This is a genomic window from Microbacterium sp. (assembly GCF_036566905.1).
Taxonomy (GTDB): Bacteria; Actinomycetota; Actinomycetes; order Actinomycetales; family Microbacteriaceae; genus Microbacterium.
In genome coordinates this window covers 110,584-128,451 of sequence record NZ_DATCVK010000188.1, presented here as the reverse complement: position 1 = coordinate 128,451, position 17,868 = coordinate 110,584, and the positions used below count along the sequence as shown (strand labels likewise).

14 protein-coding genes are annotated in these 17,868 nt (G+C 69.7%); 9 read left to right on the top strand and 5 right to left on the bottom strand.

Features of this window, described 5'->3' with window-relative positions; all coding sequences use genetic code 11:
* Window positions 1-342: 342 nt before the first annotated feature.
* From VIP82_RS15990 to VIP82_RS15980, 3 genes are all read left to right on the top strand, one after another.
* A complete protein-coding gene (locus tag VIP82_RS15990) occupies window positions 343-1,044 on the top strand; it encodes an iron-dependent transcriptional repressor DtxR (protein ID WP_331910364.1) in 702 nt (233 codons plus the stop codon).
* Window positions 1,045-1,422: 378 nt separating this feature from the next.
* Window positions 1,423-2,310: a M23 family metallopeptidase gene (locus VIP82_RS15985; protein WP_331910362.1), complete on the top strand. Its 888-nt coding sequence runs from the start codon at window positions 1,423-1,425 to the stop codon at window positions 2,308-2,310.
* A gap of 391 nt (window positions 2,311-2,701) precedes the next feature.
* Window positions 2,702-3,199 carry an HNH endonuclease gene (locus VIP82_RS15980; RefSeq protein WP_331910360.1) on the top strand — a complete coding sequence of 166 codons (498 nt, stop codon included), beginning with the start codon at window positions 2,702-2,704 and terminating at the stop codon, window positions 3,197-3,199.
* Window positions 3,200-3,234: 35 nt separating this feature from the next.
* Here VIP82_RS15980 and VIP82_RS15975 read toward each other — a convergent pair whose 3' ends face one another.
* Entirely contained in the window at window positions 3,235-3,768 is a 534-nt protein-coding gene (locus VIP82_RS15975) for a MarR family winged helix-turn-helix transcriptional regulator (protein ID WP_331910358.1), read from the bottom strand.
* A 40-nt stretch (window positions 3,769-3,808) separates the two neighbouring features.
* On the opposite strand from VIP82_RS15975, the gene VIP82_RS15970 reads away from it, so the two are divergent.
* From VIP82_RS15970 to VIP82_RS15950, 5 genes are all read left to right on the top strand, one after another.
* A complete protein-coding gene (locus VIP82_RS15970) occupies window positions 3,809-4,711 on the top strand; it encodes a DMT family transporter (RefSeq protein WP_331910356.1) in 903 nt (300 codons plus the stop codon).
* A gap of 70 nt (window positions 4,712-4,781) precedes the next feature.
* Window positions 4,782-5,624, top strand: a complete 843-nt coding sequence (gene imuA', locus VIP82_RS15965) for a DnaE2-dependent mutagenesis accessory factor ImuA' (RefSeq protein WP_331910354.1) — start codon at window positions 4,782-4,784, stop codon at window positions 5,622-5,624.
* Between the two features lie 346 nt (window positions 5,625-5,970).
* Window positions 5,971-7,557 (top strand): Y-family DNA polymerase, encoded by a 1,587-nt coding sequence (locus tag VIP82_RS15960; protein WP_331910352.1) that lies wholly within the window; start codon window positions 5,971-5,973, stop codon window positions 7,555-7,557.
* Between the two features lie 106 nt (window positions 7,558-7,663).
* Complete coding sequence (locus tag VIP82_RS15955) at window positions 7,664-11,068, top strand: error-prone DNA polymerase (protein WP_331910350.1); 3,405 nt, start codon at window positions 7,664-7,666, stop codon at window positions 11,066-11,068.
* A gap of 31 nt (window positions 11,069-11,099) precedes the next feature.
* Window positions 11,100-11,564: a VOC family protein gene (locus VIP82_RS15950; RefSeq protein WP_331910348.1), complete on the top strand. Its 465-nt coding sequence runs from the start codon at window positions 11,100-11,102 to the stop codon at window positions 11,562-11,564.
* 102 nt (window positions 11,565-11,666) lie between these two features.
* Here the strand turns inward: VIP82_RS15950 and VIP82_RS15945 are convergent, their stop codons facing one another.
* Window positions 11,667-12,017, bottom strand: a complete 351-nt coding sequence (locus VIP82_RS15945) for a hypothetical protein (protein WP_331910346.1) — start codon at window positions 12,015-12,017, stop codon at window positions 11,667-11,669.
* A 138-nt stretch (window positions 12,018-12,155) separates the two neighbouring features.
* Window positions 12,156-13,889 (bottom strand): L-aspartate oxidase, encoded by a 1,734-nt coding sequence (locus tag VIP82_RS15940; RefSeq protein ID WP_331910344.1) that lies wholly within the window; start codon window positions 13,887-13,889, stop codon window positions 12,156-12,158.
* 77 nt (window positions 13,890-13,966) lie between these two features.
* On the opposite strand from VIP82_RS15940, the gene VIP82_RS15935 reads away from it, so the two are divergent.
* Window positions 13,967-14,899, top strand: coding sequence for a LysR family transcriptional regulator (locus VIP82_RS15935; RefSeq protein ID WP_331910342.1), 933 nt, complete (start codon window positions 13,967-13,969; stop codon window positions 14,897-14,899).
* A gap of 61 nt (window positions 14,900-14,960) precedes the next feature.
* Here the strand turns inward: VIP82_RS15935 and gad are convergent, their stop codons facing one another.
* Together gad and gadC are read right to left on the bottom strand one after the other, a co-directional pair.
* The gene (gad, locus tag VIP82_RS15930; RefSeq protein WP_331910340.1) at window positions 14,961-16,355 is read right to left on the bottom strand and encodes a glutamate decarboxylase; all 1,395 of its coding nucleotides are present in this window, start codon (window positions 16,353-16,355) and stop codon (window positions 14,961-14,963) included.
* A 17-nt stretch (window positions 16,356-16,372) separates the two neighbouring features.
* Window positions 16,373-17,818, bottom strand: a complete 1,446-nt coding sequence (gene gadC / locus VIP82_RS15925) for a glutamate/gamma-aminobutyrate antiporter GadC (protein WP_331910338.1) — start codon at window positions 17,816-17,818, stop codon at window positions 16,373-16,375.
* Window positions 17,819-17,868 lie beyond the last annotated feature (50 nt).

Here is a 17,868-nt window from a genome sequence, read left to right as displayed (position 1 = left end):
GAAGCGCGGTTGACCTGTGCAAGAGCTGGATGCCGCAGGTTGCCTGCAGCTCAGGCGCCGTCTCCCGCCTCTGCACCGATTGCGGTGAGCTGGATGGTCGGCGTGCGTTCGTCAACAGGTCAACCGCGCCTCGTCAGGAGAACGAACGGCTGAATCTCCTGTGGAAGCGCGGTTGACCTGTGGAAGGGCGGTTGACCTGTGGGAGCGACCGGACGGGACATGGTTGCCGACTCGTGCGTCCAGCCGGAGCCACGCCGTTACGCGACGCCCGGGCGCCGGCCTGGGGGTCGGGGGCAGAGGATAGGCTGTCCTCAGCCCCTTGACAACACTGAGGACACCGCGATGACCGATCTGATCGACACCACTGAGATGTACCTGCGCACGATCCTCGAGCTCGAAGAGGAGAACATCGTGCCGCTGCGGGCACGGATCTCGGAGCGCCTCGGGCACTCGGGCCCCACGGTGTCGCAGACCATCGGCCGCATGGAGCGCGACGGGCTCGTCGTCGTCTCTGAGGACCGCTCCCTCGAGCTCACCGGCGCCGGCCGGCAGAAGGCCGTCGACGTCATGCGCAAGCACCGACTCGCGGAGCGCCTGCTGTCCGACGTCATCGGGCTGGACTGGGCATACGTCCACGAAGAGGCATGCCGCTGGGAGCACGTCATGAGCGAGCAGGTCGAGCGTCGCCTCGTCGAACTGCTCGGCCACCCCACCGAGTCGCCCTACGGCAACCCCATCCCCGGTCTCGACCAGCTCGGCGATGTGCCGACGAACGGCTTCGAGCAGGGCGTCGTGGGCCTGGTGCGCCGACTCAACGACGCCGGCGAGCCCATCACCGGCACGGTCCGCCGTCTCGCCGAGCCCGCGCAGGTCGACCCCGAGCTGCTGCAGCAGCTGAAGGGCGCCGGCGTCGTGCCGGGCGCCGTGGGCGACTACCGGTACAACGAGGGCTACGTGCTCGTGCAGATGGAGGGCAACGACGAGGGCCTCGAGCTCCCGGTCGAGATCGCGTCGCACATCTTCCTCGTGGACGAGACCCGCTGACGGAAGCGGGCGCCCGGCTGACCGGCTCGCTGAGGAAAGCGGATGCCGGACCGAGCGCCCTGCTGAGGGAAAGCGGATGCCGGACCGAGCGCCCTGCGGAGAGCCCGTGCTGCGCGTGCCTGCGGCATGCGTAAACACACTGTGCGGAGATTGCCAGGCGTGGAGCGTGACATAAACGTGACCTTCGGGTAGCCTCAAGAAGTCCACCAGGCGAGAAGCCCGCCGACCGGACCCCGCGTGGATTGCCTCACCGGCTCGTCGTCCACGCGGTGCAGCCCGCACATCGTGCCCCGACATCGAGTGCCGACGAGCCAGGCGCCTCGGCGCAGAGGCGCCGGAGGACCCAGTTTGGCTGAAGAGATAGATTCGCACGCGATCGTGCCCGAGCACGCGGCGACGGACCCCGACCGTCGCGAGCGCAACCGGAAGACCCCCGTGCGACGCTCCCGAGCCGTGCCGCCCGCGAAGACCAAGCCGACGACCGTGCGCGCGAGCTCTTCGTCCGCGCCGTCGACCAGGGGGCGCGTGGTCAAGCCGCTGCGCAGCCTTGTCGTGCTGACCATGGTGGGCGGACTCGTCGCCACGGTGGCGATCCCCGCGTTCGCCGCGACTGCCGGTGCCGGCCCTGAAGAGGCCGTCACCATCCAGCAGATGGCGGTCGATGATGCGCAGACGTTCGTCGCGGCATCCGATGCGAATGCCACCGAGCTGTCGCGCGAGAGCTACGCGGCCACCACCGCCGAAGAGATCGACAAGAAGAAGGCCGAAGAGGCTGCGGCCGAACGCGCCCGCCAGGTCGCCGCCGCCGCGGCAGCCTCGCGGGCCTCGCGCGGCTCGGTCCCGACGAACATCGCCCTCACGTCACCAGGAACGGGCGAGGTCCGCTGGCCGCTGCTCAACTTCACCAAGGGGCGCGGACTCTGGGACTCGGGCTATCACCAGGGCGTCGACCTTTTGACGTCGTGCGGCACGCCGATCTACGCGACGGCCGCCGGAGTCGTGAAGGTGTCTCAGGAGAGCTACGGCGGCTACGGCGTCGGAGTCTCGATCGACCACGTGATCGGCGGTCAGCAGGTCAACTCGCTGTACGGGCACATGACCTACGGCAGCCGCCAGGTGTCGGTCGGCCAGAGTGTCGAGGCGGGTCAGCTGATCGGCCTGGTCGGCAGCACCGGCAGCTCGACAGCGTGCCACTTGCACTTCGAGGTCCACATCAACGGCTCGGTCGTCGACCCGTGGGCGTGGCTGCAGGCCAACGCCGGCTGAGCCTGTCGAAGCCTGAGCCTGTCGAAGCCTGACACTGATCCCTGCGATCGCATCACCACGGATGCCCACTGCCCGGCAAGGCAGTGGGCATCCGTTGTTCGACACGCCCGCCATCGTTCACCGGCTTCACCGCCCCGGTGTCCGCTGGGTGCGTTAGCCTGATTCCCGACGCTGAGAGAGCGGAGGGAGCCGATGGGCTGCACACCACGCATCCGAACCATGGATGCGCTTGGACGCCTCGTCCTTCGGCATTGCACGAGTGGATGCCGCGGCATTGCCGTGGCGCCAAGGCGCTGTCTATAAGACAGCGCCTTTTTTCATGCCCCTGCGCCCTTGATCGTCGCATGTCGAATAACCGAGAAGCCGTCCCGGCCATTCGAGAGGATGATCAATGCGCACTCTGGTGCTGAATGCGGGCTACGAACCGCTCGCGGTCGTGTCGTTCAAACGGGCGCTCGTGCTCGTGATGAACGAGAAGGCCACCGTCGTGGAACACACCGAGACGGATCCGGTGTGGGGCACCAGACGCTCGTACGAGCGCCCGGCCGTGATCATCCTGACCCGCTATGTGCGGGTGCCGGGTGGTCGCCACGTGCCGGTGACGCGGCGCGGCGTGCTGCGTCGTGACAACCACCGCTGCGGGTACTGCGGCAAGGCCGCGTCGACGATCGACCACGTGCTGCCGCGCTCGCGCGGCGGAGCGGATTCGTGGGAGAACCTCGTCGCCTGCTGCCTGCGCTGCAACAACGTGAAGGGCGATCGCACACCGCAGGAGATGAACTGGGAGCTGCGCTTCCTCCCGCGTCCGCCACGCGGCGGCCAGTGGACCGTCCGGGGCACCGAGCGGACCGATCCGCGGTGGGAGCCGTATCTCGCACTGGCGGCGTGATGGTGCGGCGTCGCGCCCGGGCGTGAGCTGGCGGGTCAGTTCTCGTCGAGCAGTCGCAGCCAGCGGGTGAGGATCGGCTCGAGGGCGGCGGCATCCGTCGCTCCGAGTTCGTCCAGAATGCGGTGCTCGTTGTCGAGATGCGCGGCGATGGCGCGGTCGATGAGCTCCGTGCCCTGCGGGGTCAGTCGCACCAGGCGCTTGCGGGCGTCGGATGCCTCGGTTCGGCGTTCGACGAGTCCTCGGGCTTCGAGGCGGTCCACGCGCTTGGTGAGTCCTCCGGTCGTGACGAGCGTGTGGTCGGCGAGCTCGCCCGCGGGTCGCTCGTACGGGGCGCCGGCGCGCCGCAGCGTCGCGAGGACGTCGAACTCGCCCTCGCTGAGTCCGAAGTCGCGATAGACGGCGACGAGCCGCTCGGTCAGCCGGAGGGCGACGCGATGCAGGCGTCCGATGACGGCCTGGGGCGAGGGATCGAGGTCGGGTCGCTCGCGCCGCCATTCGGCCTGGATCTCGGCGACCCGGTCGGGCGGGGCGGCGAGTGCTTCGTTCGCCGGTGAGGGGGATTCAGGCATGGGAACCATCTTATCTTCCGAGTAAGATAAAGTATCTTCCATGGAAGATAAGCGATGGATGTGGATCCTCGTGACGGCGATCGCCCCGATCGCGTGGGGAAGCGGCTACGTCGTGACGCGCAACCTGCTCCCGGCCGAGGCGCCGCTGTGGGGTGGCGTGCTGCGCGCACTGCCTGCCGGTCTCATCGTGCTGCTGCTGGCGCGCCGGCTTCCGCGGGGGTCGTGGTGGTGGCGATCACTCGTACTCGGCACCCTCAACGTGGGCGGCTTCTTCGTGCTCGTCTACATCGCCGGGCAGCGGCTGCCGTCGAGTCTCGCCGCGACGCTGATGTCGGCATCCGCTGCCTGCATGCTGCTGTTCGCGTGGCTGCTGCTGCACCGGCGACCGCGGGCGGCGGCGGTGGTGGGTGCCACGGTCGGCCTCGTCGGCGTCGCGGTGATGCTGGGGTTCGACGCCGCGGGCGCGGACGTGTGGGGTGTCGCGGCATCGCTCGGGGCGATGGTGGCCTCGTCTGCCGGGTTCGTGCTCACCGCGCGGTGGGGCTCGGACGTTCCGGCGCTGCCGATGACGGCGTGGCAGCTCATCGGCGGCTCACTCGTGCTGCTGCCGGTCGCCGTGCTGGTCGAGGGTGGTCCGCCCGCGTTGACGGTGCCGTCGGCGCTCGGCTTCGCCTATCTCACGCTGGTCGCCACTGCTGTCGCGTACGTGGCGTGGTTCTCGGGTCTGCGGCGGCTGTCGCCCGGGGCGGTCGGAGTGATCGGGCTGCTCAACCCGGTCACGGGCGTCGTGCTCGGTGTCGCCGTCGCGGGGGAGACGTTCGGGGTGCCGCAGGGCATCGGCGTCGCGCTCGTCCTCGCTGGGATCGTGCTCGGGGCGGCGCCTCCGAGGCGGCGCACCGAAGTCTCCGCGATGGTGCGGCCGGCACTGCATTCTCGAACATAACTGTCGGAAGTGGCGGGTACGCTCGTTCCCAGCGGTTGATTGACTAGAACATCTGTTCTAGCATGTGGGAATGGGGGCGATCGTGCAGCTCACGGCACAGCACGTGCACGAGACCGTCGGCCAGGAGCCGACGGCCCCCGAACCTGCCGCCCTCCGTGCGGGGAGAACAGCTTCGGCAGATGCGGGCATGGGTCCAGGGTCGACCAACACCGTCGCACAGCTGCGCGCCCAGCTCGAGCGGGTGCAGGGACGCCGGCTCGACGCGCCGGTGCTGCCGGTGCATCCCGCCCTCGCCTCGCTGCTTCCCGGGGGCGGCCTGCGTCCCGGATCGGCCTACTCCCTCCCGCGGTCGACATCGGTTCTGCTGGCGCTGCTCGCCCAGCCGTCGCAGGCCGGATCATGGTGCGGAGTGATCGGGATGCCGCGACTCGGCGCCGAGGCAGCCGAGGGCCTGGGCGTCGATCTGTCGCGGCTCGTGCTGATTCCCGATCCGGGGGCGCGCTGGCTCGCGGTGACCTCGACCGTCGCCGAGGTGCTGCCGGTGGTCGCGGTGCGTCCGGCCGGGCGCGCCGCCGACGGCGAGATCTCCCGCCTGGCGGCGCGGCTGCGCGATCGCGGTGCGGTGCTGCTCGTGCAGGGGCCGTGGCCGCAGGCCGAGGCGGTGATCGAGGTCGGCGAGCCGGCATGGGAGGGCGTCGGCCGCGGGCACGGCTACCTCTCGGGTCGCGAGGTGACGCTCACCTCCTCGAGCCGCCGCTGGCCGCGATCTCGGCGAGCTCACGTGATGCTCCCGGATGCGGCGGGCCACGTCTCCGCCGCGCCCGAGCGGATGCGTCCTGTCGAGTCGCTGCATCCGGCCGCCGCCTCGGCGTACGAGGTCTCGCTCGGTCATCGGGTCAGGGCGGTGGGGTGACATGACGCCGGGAACGCCCGTTCGGAGCCTCGTGCTGTGGTTTCCAGACTGGCCGGTCACGGCTCTCGAGCGGGAGGCGGGTGCGGCCGCGCAGCGGCCGGGCTCGGTGCCGGACGCGATCGGAAAGCGTCCGGGCTCCGAGCCGGACGAGGTCGCGGAGCAGCGCGGCACGGGGCCTCGGCCGGGCGCGCGACCGGAGGCGAGGGCAGGTACGAGACGGGGAGCTCGTTCTGACAGGTCGCCGTCTGGCGTGCCGCTGCCTGGCGCGCCGCTGCCTGGCAGATCGCCGGCGGGCGTGCCGCTGCCTGGCGTGCCGCTGCCTAGCGCGGCCGCTTCTGGCGCGGCCGTGGCCGACCCGTCGCCGTCGGGTGCGGAGCACGGGTGGCGGCATCCGATCGCCGTCGTCGAGCGCAATCTCGTGGTCGCGTGCTCGGCGTCCGCGCGCGCCGAGGGGGTGCGTCGCGGGCAGCGACGGCGCGACGCGCAGGCGCGGTGCCCGGGGCTCACGTTGGTGAACGCGGATGCCGCGCGCGATCACCGCGCGTTCGCGCCCATCGTGTCGCTGATCGAGGAGCGGGCGCCCGGCGTTCAGCTGGTGCGGCCAGGGCTGTGCGCGCTGCGCGCCCGCGGCCCGGCGCGGTACTACGGCGGCGAGACCGAGGCCGCCCGCATGCTGATCGGCGCCTTGCGCGATGCCGGCCTCGAGGGGGTGCGGGCGGGGATCGCCGACGGCCCGTTCACGGCGGAGCAGGCGGCGCGCGGCGGCACGAGCGCCGACGACCCGGTCTTCGTCGTGCCCGCCGGCGGGGCGGCGGGATTCCTCGCGCCGTTGTCGGTCGCCGTGCTCGACGCGTCGGCGATGATCGGCGCGGGCGCAGCGGGGATGAAGGAGGCGGCGGACCTCGTGGGACTCCTCGCCCGGCTGGGTGTGCAGACGCTCGGCGGGTTCGCCGCGATGGAGCCCGACCGCGTGCGCGAGCGGTTCGGCGAGCGGGGCGTCCGGCTGCACGCCCTCGCCGCGGGGCACGACTCGCGGCCGGTGCAGCCGCGCACGCCGCCGCCCGAGCTGCAGCGCGAGGTCGCGTTCGAGCCGCCGCTCGAGATCGCCGACCAGGTGGCGTTCGCCATGCGCGTCACCGCCGACGACTTCATCGCGGGTCTGGGTGCGGTGGACCTCGTCTGCACCGAGCTGCGGGTCGAGCTCGTGGGCGACCGGGGGGAACGCAGTGAGCGGGTGTGGCTGCATCCCGGCTCGTTCGACGCCGCGGCGGTCGTCGACCGCGTGCGGTGGCAGCTCGCCGAAGACGTCGGCGCCGGTGACGCCGCCGGGCGCGGTCTGCGCAGCGGGGTCACCCTGGTGCGGATCTCGCCCGAAGCGGTGGATGCGGCATCCCATCACGCTCCCGCGCTGTTCGGGGGCGGCCCCGAGGAGCGGGTGCACCATGCGCTGTCGCGCGTGCAGGCGATGCTCGGGCACCGGGGTGTGCTGACACCTGCGATCGGCGGCGGCCGGTGGCTGGCGGAGCGCCAGGTGCTCGTGCCCTGGGGCGACCGCGACGAGCGCGACCGGCAGACGACAGGCGCCGGCGGCCTCGCGGCGCAGCGCGCGCGACCGTGGCCGGGGAGCCTGCCCGATCCGCTGCCGACGACGGTGTTCGCCGATCCGGTGCCGGTCGACGTGCGGGCACTCGGGGGCGAGCTCGTCGATGTCGACGAGCGGGGCAACGTCGCCGCCGTGCCCGCGTTCTTCATCGAGAGCGGGCGCCGGCGGGCGATCGAGGCCTGGGCGGGGCCGTGGCCCGTGGTCGAGCGGGGATGGGATGCCGCGCGCTCACGGCGGGCGTACCGGTTTCAGGTCGTCGACGCCGAGGGGTCGGCGTGGCTGCTGGTGTGCGACGGCGACGCGTGGACCGCGGAGGCCACCTATGACTGACGAAACGCCCCGAGCCCCGACTGCCCCCCGGTCCCTGAGCTTGTCGAAGGCCGCCGACGGGTGGGCCGGAACTCCCCGTGCCCCGAGCGACGGCGGGTGAGGGCTGATGGGCTTCAACAACCCGGGCGTTCCGTGGTCCGAGATGGAGCGCGTGCTGAGCGGTCGCCGCAGGCCCGAGGCACCGCCGGTCGGTGCGGACGGGGGCGACAGCCCGGCGTGGTCGCGCAAGCGCGGGCCGTACGTCGCGCCCGAGATCGAGCGTGCGGCGGACGCCATCCCGTACGCCGAGCTGCACGCGCACTCGTCGTACTCGTTCCTCGACGGCGCCTCCTCTCCGGAGGAGCTCGCCGAAGAGGCCGAGCGCCTCGGACTGCACGCCCTCGCGATCACCGACCACGACGGCTTCTACGGCATCGTCCGGTTCGCCGAGGCCGCCGAGGCGCTGCAGCTGAAGACCGTGTTCGGCGCCGAACTGTCGCTCGAGCTGCCGAAGCCGCAGAACGGCGAGCCCGATCCGGCCGGCGCGCATCTGCTCGTGCTCGCCCGCGGCGAGGAGGGCTACCACCGGCTGGCGGGCGCGATCACGCACGCACAGCTGCAGGGCGCTGAGAAGGGGCGTCCGGTCTACGACCTCGACGAGCTCGCCGCGCAGGCCGCCGGGGAGTGGGCGGTGCTCACCGGGTGCCGCAAGGGCGCCGTGCGCCGCGCGCTGGCATCCGCGTCGGGGAAGGCGGGGGCGGATGCCGCGGCCCGCGAGCTCGATCGCCTTGTGACGCTGTTCGGGCGCGACGCCGTCCACGTCGAACTCATCGACCACGGCAATCCGCTCGACACCCGCGACAACGACGTGCTCGCGGGGCTCGCGCGCGAGCGCGGGCTGCCGCTGCTGGCGACGAACAACGTGCACTACGCCGTGCCGAAGCGGCAGCTGCTCGCCGCGGCGGTCGCGGCGGTGCGTGCCAACCGGGGGCTCGACGAGCTCGACGGCTGGCTTCCGGCGCACGCCGGGGCGCACCTGCGGTCGGGCGCTGAGATGGCGGAGCGGTTCGTCAGATTCCCGGATGCCGTGGCCCGCACCGTGACGCTCGCCGACGAGCTCGCCTTTCCGCTCCGCAAGGCCAAGCCCGCGCTGCCGAAGCAGAAGGTGCCCGAGGGGCACACGCCGATGTCGTGGCTGCGCACGCTCGTATGGGATGCGGTGCCGCGCAAGTACCCCCACCTGACCGAGGAGAACCGGGCGCGCATCGAGAAGGAGCTCGGCGTCATCGAGCTGAAGGACTTCCCCGGGTACTTCCTGATCGTGCACGGCATCGTCCAGGAGGCGCGGCGCCGCGGCATCCTGTGTCAAGGCCGTGGGTCGGCGGCCAACAGCGCGATCTGCTATCTGCTCGACATCACGGCGGTCGATGCGATCGGCTACGACCTGCCCTTCGAGCGGTTCCTGTCGAGCCTGCGCGAGGAGGAGCCCGACATCGACGTCGACTTCGACTCCGATCGTCGGGAGGAGATCATCCAGTGGGTCTACCAGGAGTACGGGCGCGACCGCGCCGCGCAGGTCGCGAACGTCATCCAGTACCGGCCCAAGAACGCCGTGCGCGACATGGCCAAGGCGTTGGGGCATTCGCCGGGGCAGCAGGACGCCTGGTCGAAGCAGATCGAAGGGTGGGGGGCACTCCTCGAGACGGGTGCCGGCCACGACATCCCCGATCAGGTGCTCGAGTTCGCGTCCGAGCTCCTCAAGGCGCCGCGGCACCTCGGCATCCACTCCGGCGGCATGGTGCTCACCGACCGGCCGGTGGGCGAGGTCGTGCCGATCGAGCACGCCCGCATGGAGAACCGCACGGTGATCCAGTGGGACAAGGACGACGCCGCCTGGATGGGTCTTGTGAAGTTCGACCTGCTGGGGCTCGGGATGCTGGCGGCCCTGCAGTACTGCTTCGACATGATCCGCGCCTCGACGGGGGAGGACTGGGAGCTGTCGACCATCCCGAAGGAGGAGAAGGCGGTCTACGACATGCTGTGCCGCGCCGATTCGATCGGCGTCTTCCAGGTCGAGTCGCGTGCGCAGATGGGGCTTCTCCCGCGCCTGCAGCCGCGGCGGTTCTACGACCTCGTCATCGAGATCGCGCTCATCCGCCCCGGACCCATCCAGGGCGGGGCGGTGCACCCGTTCGTCAAGCGCAAGCTCGGCCAGGAGAAGGTGACCTATGCCCACCCCAAGCTCGTGCCGGTGCTCGAGCGCACGCTCGGCATCCCGGTGTTCCAGGAGCAGCTCATGCAGATGGGCATGGCCGTCGGCGGGCTCACCGGTGAGGACGCCGACCTGCTGCGACGGGCGATGGGATCCAAGCGCGGAGTGGAGCGCATCGACTCGCTGAGAGAGAAGCTGTACGCGGGCATGGCCGAGAACGGACTCGTGGGGGAGGAGGCCGACGCGATCTACGCCAAGATCCAGGCGTTCGCGAACTTCGGGTTCGCCGAGTCGCACTCCCTGTCGTTCGCGCTGCTCGTGTACGCCAGCTCGTGGATCAAGCTGCACTACCCGGCGGCGTTCCTCGCCGGGCTGCTGCGGGCGCAGCCGATGGGCTTCTACTCCCCGGCGACCCTCGTGAGCGATGCACGTCACCACGGCGTCGAGGTGCGTCGTCCCGACCTGCACCTGTCGGGTGACGAGGCCGTGCTCGAGCAGACCGACGGCGCGGCGCCCACAGGCCTGGACTCCTGCCTCGAGCGCGACCAGCCGCCGGTCGGGCTCTTCGACCTCGACGCGCCAGACGAGTCGGCGGCGCATCGGCGCGACAGCAGGTACGCGGTGCGGCTCGGCCTCGCCGGGGTCAAGGGCATCGGCACGACCATCGCGCAGCGTATCGTCGCGGCACGCGAGGCCGGTGGCCTGTTCCGCGACCAGCGCGACCTGGTGCGGCGCACCAGCATCACGTCGACACAGGTCGAGGCGCTCGCCACCGCGGGAGCGTTCGAGTGCCTCAGCCTCAGCCGGCGCGAGGCGATCTGGCTGGCCGGTTCCGCAGCGCAGGATCGCCCCGAGTTCCTGCCGGACTCCCTCATCGCGGTGCAGCCGCCGCTGTTCACCGATCCCACCAGCTACGAGCGCCTGGCCGCCGACCTCTGGGCCACCGGCATCTCGACCGACGACCACCCGCTGACGCACTACCGCTCCGGGCTCGACGGTCGCGGCGTCCTGACGTCTCGCGAACTGCGCAGCCACGAAGTCGGGCGCCGCGTCGAGGTCGCCGGACTCGTGACCCACCGGCAACGGCCGGCCACGGCATCCGGGATCACCTTCCTCAACCTCGAGGACGAGCACGGCCTCGTGAACGTCGTGTGCTCGCTCGGGGTCTGGAACAGATATCGCCGGGTCGTGCGCGATTCTCCGGCGCTCATCGCCCGCGGCATCCTGGAGCGTTCGACCGAGGGGGTGACGAACCTCATCGCCGACCGGTTCGAAGACCTCCGTGTGGGTGTGCAGCACCGCGCGAGGGACTTCCGCTGAGACGTGTCGGTGCCAAGGTCTAGGGTGACGGATGTCGCGGCCCGACGCCGTGGGAGAGAAGGTCGTCATGGCCGGCAAACTCGGGAACATCACGTTCTACGCCGACGATCCTCCGGCGCTTGCCGGCTTCTGGGCCGCCGTGTTCGGCTATCCCCAGGCCACATGGGACGAGCCGCTGAAGGACGAGCTGCTCGCCTCCGGACTGACGGAGGCGGATCTGGCCAAGCGGGGGATGGCCGAGGATCCCGAAGGCGTGGGGCCCAGGCTGTTCTTCCACCACGCCGACGAAACGAAGGCTGGGCGCAACCGGCTGCACCTCGACATCAGCGCCACACCCGGCCGGCATCCGACGCGCGAAGAGCTCGACGCCGAGAAGGATCGTCTCGTCGCACTGGGGGCCGAAGTCGTGCGGCTTGTCGACCAGACGTGGGGTCCGTGGCCCGAGACCTACTTCCAGATGAAGGACCCCGAGGGCAACGAGTTCTGCCTGCAGTAGCGCGCGGTCGACGGGCCACCGGACCCTGCCTGCCTTCGCGCGCGCTGGTAGCCCGCCCGCTCGGTGGAGCGGGAGACTCGGGCCCGTCAGATACTCAGGCCGTCAGATCTCGCCGTCCCAGGCCTGACTGCGATTGTCGCCGTCCCAGCTGTCACTCCGGCCGTCGACGTCGAACGCCGCAACCGGCCTCAGACGGCGCTCGATCGCGTGCAGCCGCGCGATGGCGCTGTCGTCTATGAGTTCATCGGCGTCGATATGGGCGTCTTGAACGACGATCTGGCTCGCCGGGCCGATGAGTATCATCACCCCGGTGACCGTGCCCTCTTCCCATGACGGAACTGTCACTGCCTCGGCTTCGCCGGCCTCCGCCAGCGCTCGACCGCAGCTGAGCAGTGCCGACGCGATGTCATCCCCGGTCACGAATTCGCTTCCCGCGTACGTCACTCTCTTCACTCTGCCTTTCTACTCGCATGACCCCCGGACACCTCTGGGGGTTGCAGCATGTCGGCGAACGGGCTACATGTGATCGAAAGCGCTGTTGAGGCTACGTGTGACCGGTGTGTGACGTGCCGCGCTGCCCGCGAGACGGCGTTACTCGACGAGCTTGCCCGCCACCGACACCTCGCGCATGAGCGCGGCGATCTCGGTGGGAATCGGCGGGATCGGCTCGCGCACGACACCGGTCGTCGGCGACCAGACGAGGTTCACCTGCAGCTCCGGATCGAGCTCGGGATAGTCGCTGCGGTTGTGGCAGCCGCGGGTCTCGCGGCGTTCGAGCGCGGCTTCGAGGGTCGCGCGGGCGGCGAGAGCCGCCGACTTCAGGTCGAAGGCGTGAGCGAGGTCGTGGTAGCCGGCGATGTCGGGGTGCACGCCGATGTCAGCCATCCGCGCCTCGATGGCGTCGAGCTCGGCGAGGCCGGTCAGGAGGCCCTGTTCGTCACGCACGACGCCGGCGTGCTCGGTCATGGTGTCGCGGATGGCACGTTGCAGCGCCCGCACGTTCTCTGTTCCCGACGCGGCGAGCAGCTCCGAGATCTCGGAGCGCGCGGCGGCGAGGGCCGCCGCCGAGCGCCGCTGCGCCGGCAGCGAGGCGGAGTACTCCGCGGCAGCCTGCCCGACGATGCGCCCGAACACCAAGAGCTCGATCAGCGAGTTGCCGCCCAGGCGGTTCGCGCCGTGCAGTCCCGAGGAGGCCTCGCCGATGGCGTACAGACCGGGCACGTCGGTGGAGTGGTCCGACGAGCGCACCCAGACGCCGCCCATCGAGTAGTGCGCGGTGGGCGCGATCTCGATCGGCTCCTGCGTGATGTCGAGCATCTGCAGCTCGAGCATCGTCTGGTACACGCGGGGCAGCCGCGTCATGATCGTCTCGCGGGGGAGGTGCGAGACATCCAGCCAGACGCCGCCGTTCGGGGTTCCGCGCCCCTCCTTGATCTCGGTGTAGCAGGCCAGCGCAACGCGATCGCGCGTGGAGAGCTCCAACCGCTCGGGGTCGTAGCGGTGCATGAAACGCTCGCCGAGGCCGTTGCGCAGGATGCCGCCCTCGCCGCGGGCCGCCTCGGAGATGAGGGTGCCCGCCGCGTTCTCGGGCTCGATGATGCCGCTCGGGTGGAACTGGACGAGCTCCGGGTCGCGCAGCCTGCCGCCGGCTTCGACGGCGAGGCGGAACGAGTCACCGGTGTTCTCGTCGCGTCGCGACGAGGTGCGACGCCAGATGCGGTTGTGGCCACCCGCCGCGAGGATCACGGCATCCGCGTGGATCAGGTAGCGAGTGCCGTCCTCGAGGTCGAAGCCGTACGCTCCGAAGACGGCGCCGTCGTCATTGACGAGGATGCGCGTGACGTACACCGTGTCGAGGATGGGCACCTGCAGCTGTGCCGCGCGGTTGATGAGGGTGCGCTGGATCTCGAGACCGGTGTAGTCGCCCGCGAACGCGGTGCGCCGGTAGGTGTGCGCGCCGAAGAAGCGCTGCGAGATGCGCCCGTCGTCCTCGCGGGCGAAGGGCATGCCGTACCGCTCGAGGTCTTCAATGCCGCGGGCGGCGCCCGAGGTGACGATCTCGACGGTGTGGGGGTTGGCGAGCAGATAGCTCTCTTTGAGTGTGTCCGCAGCGTGCTGCTGCCAGCTGTCGTCGGCATCCATGGTGCCGAGGGCGGCGTTGATGCCACCGGCGGCCAACGAGGTGTGGGCGTCCGACTTCGGACGCTTACCGAGGGCGATGACGTCGACCCCGGCTTCGGCGAGTTCGATGGCGGCGCGGAGTCCGGAACCCCCGGTGCCGATGACGAGGACGGTGGTGGAAAGCTGGCGCTCTGAAGTGCTCACCCACCCACGGTAAGAACTTCCCGTCAATTACTCCAATGCATCTTTTCAGTCGAATCAATAGCGGTACGCTATGAACCGTGAATCTCGAGCAGCTCCGCGCCTTCGTCACCGTTGCCCAGCTGGGCAACTTCACGCGGGCCGCCGAGCAGCTGCACCTCGCCCAGCCCTCGCTGAGTCGTCAGATCGGCACGCTCGAACAGGACCTCGGCGCCGAGCTCTTCCACCGCGCACGAGCGGGCAGCACGCTCACGTCGGCCGGTGAGTCACTGCTGCCGCTGGCTCGCCGCATGCTGGCCGACGCCGAGTCCGTGCGTCGGGAGCTCGACGCGCTGGCCGGGCTGCGGCGCGGGCGTGTGCGACTCGGCGCCACGCCGACGCTCTGCATCAGCCTGGTCGCCGAGGTGCTGGGCGCGTTCCACGCGGCACACGCCGGAGTCGAGCTGCACATCACCGAACGGGGTTCGCGCGGACTGCTCGACGCTCTCGCCGGTGGCGAACTGGACCTCGCGCTGGTCACGACGTCCGGCGGGGCATCCACCGAGAGATTCACCGTGACCCCGCTGCTCCTCGAAGAGCTCGTGGTGATCTCATCCAGCGACGCGCCGCCGTTGACCTCGCGCGACAGCATCACCCTTCGCGAGGTCGCGGAGCTGCCGCAGGTCGCCTTCAGTGCGACGTACGACCTGCGCAGCACGACGGATGCCGCCTTCGAGGCGGCGGGACTGTCGCCGCGCGCGGTCATCGAGGGTGCGGAGATGGATGCCGTGCTCCGGTTCGTGGAGCGAGGGATCGGCGTGGCCATCGTCCCGGCGATGGTGATGATCGAGCGCAAGGGCCTGCGTGCGGTGCGTCTCTCGGAGCCGACGCTGACCCGCACGATCAGCATCGCGCGTGTGACTGACATCGCGCCGACGCCGGCCGTCGAGGTCATGCAGCAGACGATCGTCCGCACCGCCGCCGCGCTCGCAGCGCGGCCGGAGGCGACCACCCGACTCGCCGACGCCGCCTGAACGACGAAGCCGGGCGATGAGCCCCATCGAACCGATGGAGGTCATCGCCCGGCGACTGTCGTCAGTGGTGGAAGCTGCCGGCTTCCTCTTCGGTCATGGAGTTGACGATCGGGTGCTTGTCGAAGTGCTCGATCGCCGCACGGTAGTCGGCCATGAGCAGCGACGCCTCGTCGCGGCCGAAGCCCTGGCGCACCAGGATCCGCTGCACGGGAAGGTCCTGCCGATCGGCCGGCATCGTGTACGCGGGGACCTGCCAGCCGCGCGTGCGCAGCCGGTCGGCGAGGTCGAACAGCGTGAACGGGTGATCGACGCCGTCCTTGAGCTTCCACGACACGGCCGGGATGCCGGACTCCGCGCCTCCGTTGTTGATGATGTCGAAGTGGCCGAGCTTCGCGATCTCCTCGGCGAGGAACATCGACGTATCGTGGCAGGACTGGTGCACCTTGCGGTACCCCTCGCGCCCCAGTCGCATGAAGTTGTAATACTGCGCGACGATCTGGCCGCCCGGGCGCGAGAAGTTCAGCGCGAACGTCGGCATGTTGCCGCCGAGGTAGTTCACGTTGAAGATCAGGTCCTCGGGCAGTTCCGCGGCATCCCGCCAGACGACCCAGCCGACGCCGAGCGGAGCCAGGCCGAACTTGTGGCCCGACGTGTTGATCGACTTCACGCGCGGCAGCCGGAAGTCCCACACCAGCTCGGGCAGCGTGAACGGGGCGATGAAGCCGCCGCTCGCGCCGTCGACGTGGATCGGGATGTCGAGCCCCTTCTCCTCCTGCAGCTTGTCCAGCGCGTCGCTCACCTCGTGCACCGGCTCGTACTGGCCCGTGAAGGTGACACCGAGCGTCGGCACGACCCCGATGGTGTTCTCGTCGACTCGCTTGATCACCTCGTCGGCGTTCATGATGAAGCGGTCGCCCTCCATCGGGATCTCGCGCAGCTCGACGTCCCAGTACCGCGCGAACTTGTGCCAGCAGACCTGCACCGGGCCGCAGATCATGTTGGGCTTGTCGGTCGGCTTGCCCGCCTCACGCTGACGCGCCCGCCAGTTCCACAGCAGCGCCATGCCGCCGAGCATGGCCGCCTCGCTCGATCCCGTCGTCGACGTGCCGAGCGTGTTCTCGGCGTCGGGGGAGTTCCAGAGGTCGGCGAGGATGTGGACGCAGCGCGCCTCGATCTCGGCCGTCTGCGGGTACTCGTCCTTGTCGATCATGTTCTTGTCGAGCGTGTCCGCCATGATGGAGCGGATCTCCGGCTCGAGCCACGTCTGGCAGAAGGTCGCGAGGTTCTGGCGCGAGTTGCCGTCGAGCATCAGCTCGTCGGTCACCACCTGGTAGGCGTGGGCTGCGAGATGTTCCTTCTGCGGCATCCGGTACTTCGGCAGTGATACCGAGAGGTCTCCCGAGGCGAAGACCTCATCGAGCAGCTCGTCGCGGACGTCATCCTTCTTATGCAGCATTTTCGTGGTCTCCGATGTCAGTTCGCGGTCTTGGGAGTGGATGCCGGGGTCGAGGCTTCCGCGGCGGTGACGCCGGCCTCTTCTTCGCTGTGCTCGTGGTCTTCGTCGGGGTAGACCTTCCAGCTCTCCTTGCGGAAGGCGTAGATGATGAACGGCCAGATTCCGAGACCGACGATGCCGCCCACCAGCAGCAGCGTGTAGCCCAGCTGCCCCATGGTGCTGCCCTCCGGCTCGACGAAGCCGATCAGGAGGGCCAGCAGGCTCGCGAGGAACCCGAGCCAGCCGATGAAGCCCATCGCCGGCGTCTTGAAGCCGCGCTTCACGTCGGGGTGCGAGCGGCGGAGTTTGAGTGCCGCGAGGAACATCATCATGTACATGATCAGGTAGAGCTGCACGGCCATCGCCGAGAAGATCCAGAACACGCTCTGCACCGACGGCACGACCGCGAACAGCACGGCGAGGATCGTCACGAGGATGCCCTGCACGACCATGATCGGCACCTGCATGCCGTTCTTGTTCGTCCGCTGCAGGCTCGGCGGCAGGTAACCCTGACGTCCCACCAGCAGCAGGCCCTTGCTCGGACCGGGGATCCACGTCACGACGGAGGCGAGGATGCCGAACACGATCAGCAGCGCCATCACCGTCGTCATCCACGGCATGCCGAGCTGGCCGAAGAACACGTCGAACGCCTGCAGCACACCCTGCGTCAAGTTGATGCTTGAGGAATCCACCCCGACCGAGATCGCGAGCGTCGGGAAGATGAACACGATCAGGATGATGATCGCCGACAGCAGGATCGCCTTCGGGAACTGCTTGCCCGGCTTGTCCATCTCGTTGACGTGCACGGCGTTCATCTCCATGCCTGCGTACGAGAGGAAGTTGCTGACGATCAGCACGATGCTTGCAATGCCCGTCCATGTCGGAAGCCATTGCCCCTCGGACGCAGGCGGGAGCTCCGATTTGCCGCCCGAGCTCAGGAACAGGATGGCGAAGAGCACCAGACCCAGCGACGGCACGATCGTGCCCGCGATGAAACCCCACTTGCCCACGCCGGCGAAGGACTTCACCCCGCCGAAAGCGATGAACGTCGACAGCCAATACACGACCAGGATCACAAGGCCGGTGAACAGGCCGTTGTTGGCCAGCGCGGGGTTGAAGACATATGCCAGCGCCGACGCGAAGAACGCCAGCTGAGCCGGATACCACACCACGTTCTGCATCCACTGCTGCCAGATCGCGCTGAAGCCGATCCGATCGCCGAACGCCTCCTTGACCCAGACGAAGACGCCGCCCTTCCAGCCGCTCGCGAGCTCCGCGGCGACCAGCGCCACTGGGATCATGAACACGATCGCGGGAAGGACGTACAAGAAGATCGAGGCCCAGCCATAGCCGGCCATCGCCGGCAGTCCTCGAACGCTCGCGACCGCAGTGGCGATGAGGATCGCCATCGTGATCCAGGACATTCCCGTCGTCTTCGCGTGAACCGACGTCGTCGGCCGCTTTACACCGTCAG

What these genes read in the sequence shown, in the direction of transcription:
- gad (WP_331910340.1), bottom strand. Translation starts at nt 16,355, where the DNA reads ATGCTGCATAAGAAGGATGACGTCCGCGACGAGCTGCTCGATGAGGTC.
- VIP82_RS15970 (WP_331910356.1), top strand. Translation starts at nt 3,809, where the DNA reads ATGGAAGATAAGCGATGGATGTGGATCCTCGTGACGGCGATCGCCCCG.
- imuA' (WP_331910354.1), top strand. Translation starts at nt 4,782, where the DNA reads ATGGGGGCGATCGTGCAGCTCACGGCACAGCACGTGCACGAGACCGTC.
- gadC (WP_331910338.1), bottom strand. Translation starts at nt 17,818, where the DNA reads ATGTCCTGGATCACGATGGCGATCCTCATCGCCACTGCGGTCGCGAGC.
- VIP82_RS15990 (WP_331910364.1), top strand. Translation starts at nt 343, where the DNA reads ATGACCGATCTGATCGACACCACTGAGATGTACCTGCGCACGATCCTC.
- VIP82_RS15950 (WP_331910348.1), top strand. Translation starts at nt 11,100, where the DNA reads ATGTCGCGGCCCGACGCCGTGGGAGAGAAGGTCGTCATGGCCGGCAAA.
- VIP82_RS15955 (WP_331910350.1), top strand. Translation starts at nt 7,664, where the DNA reads ATGGGCTTCAACAACCCGGGCGTTCCGTGGTCCGAGATGGAGCGCGTG.
- VIP82_RS15975 (WP_331910358.1), bottom strand. Translation starts at nt 3,768, where the DNA reads ATGCCTGAATCCCCCTCACCGGCGAACGAAGCACTCGCCGCCCCGCCC.
- VIP82_RS15980 (WP_331910360.1), top strand. Translation starts at nt 2,702, where the DNA reads ATGCGCACTCTGGTGCTGAATGCGGGCTACGAACCGCTCGCGGTCGTG.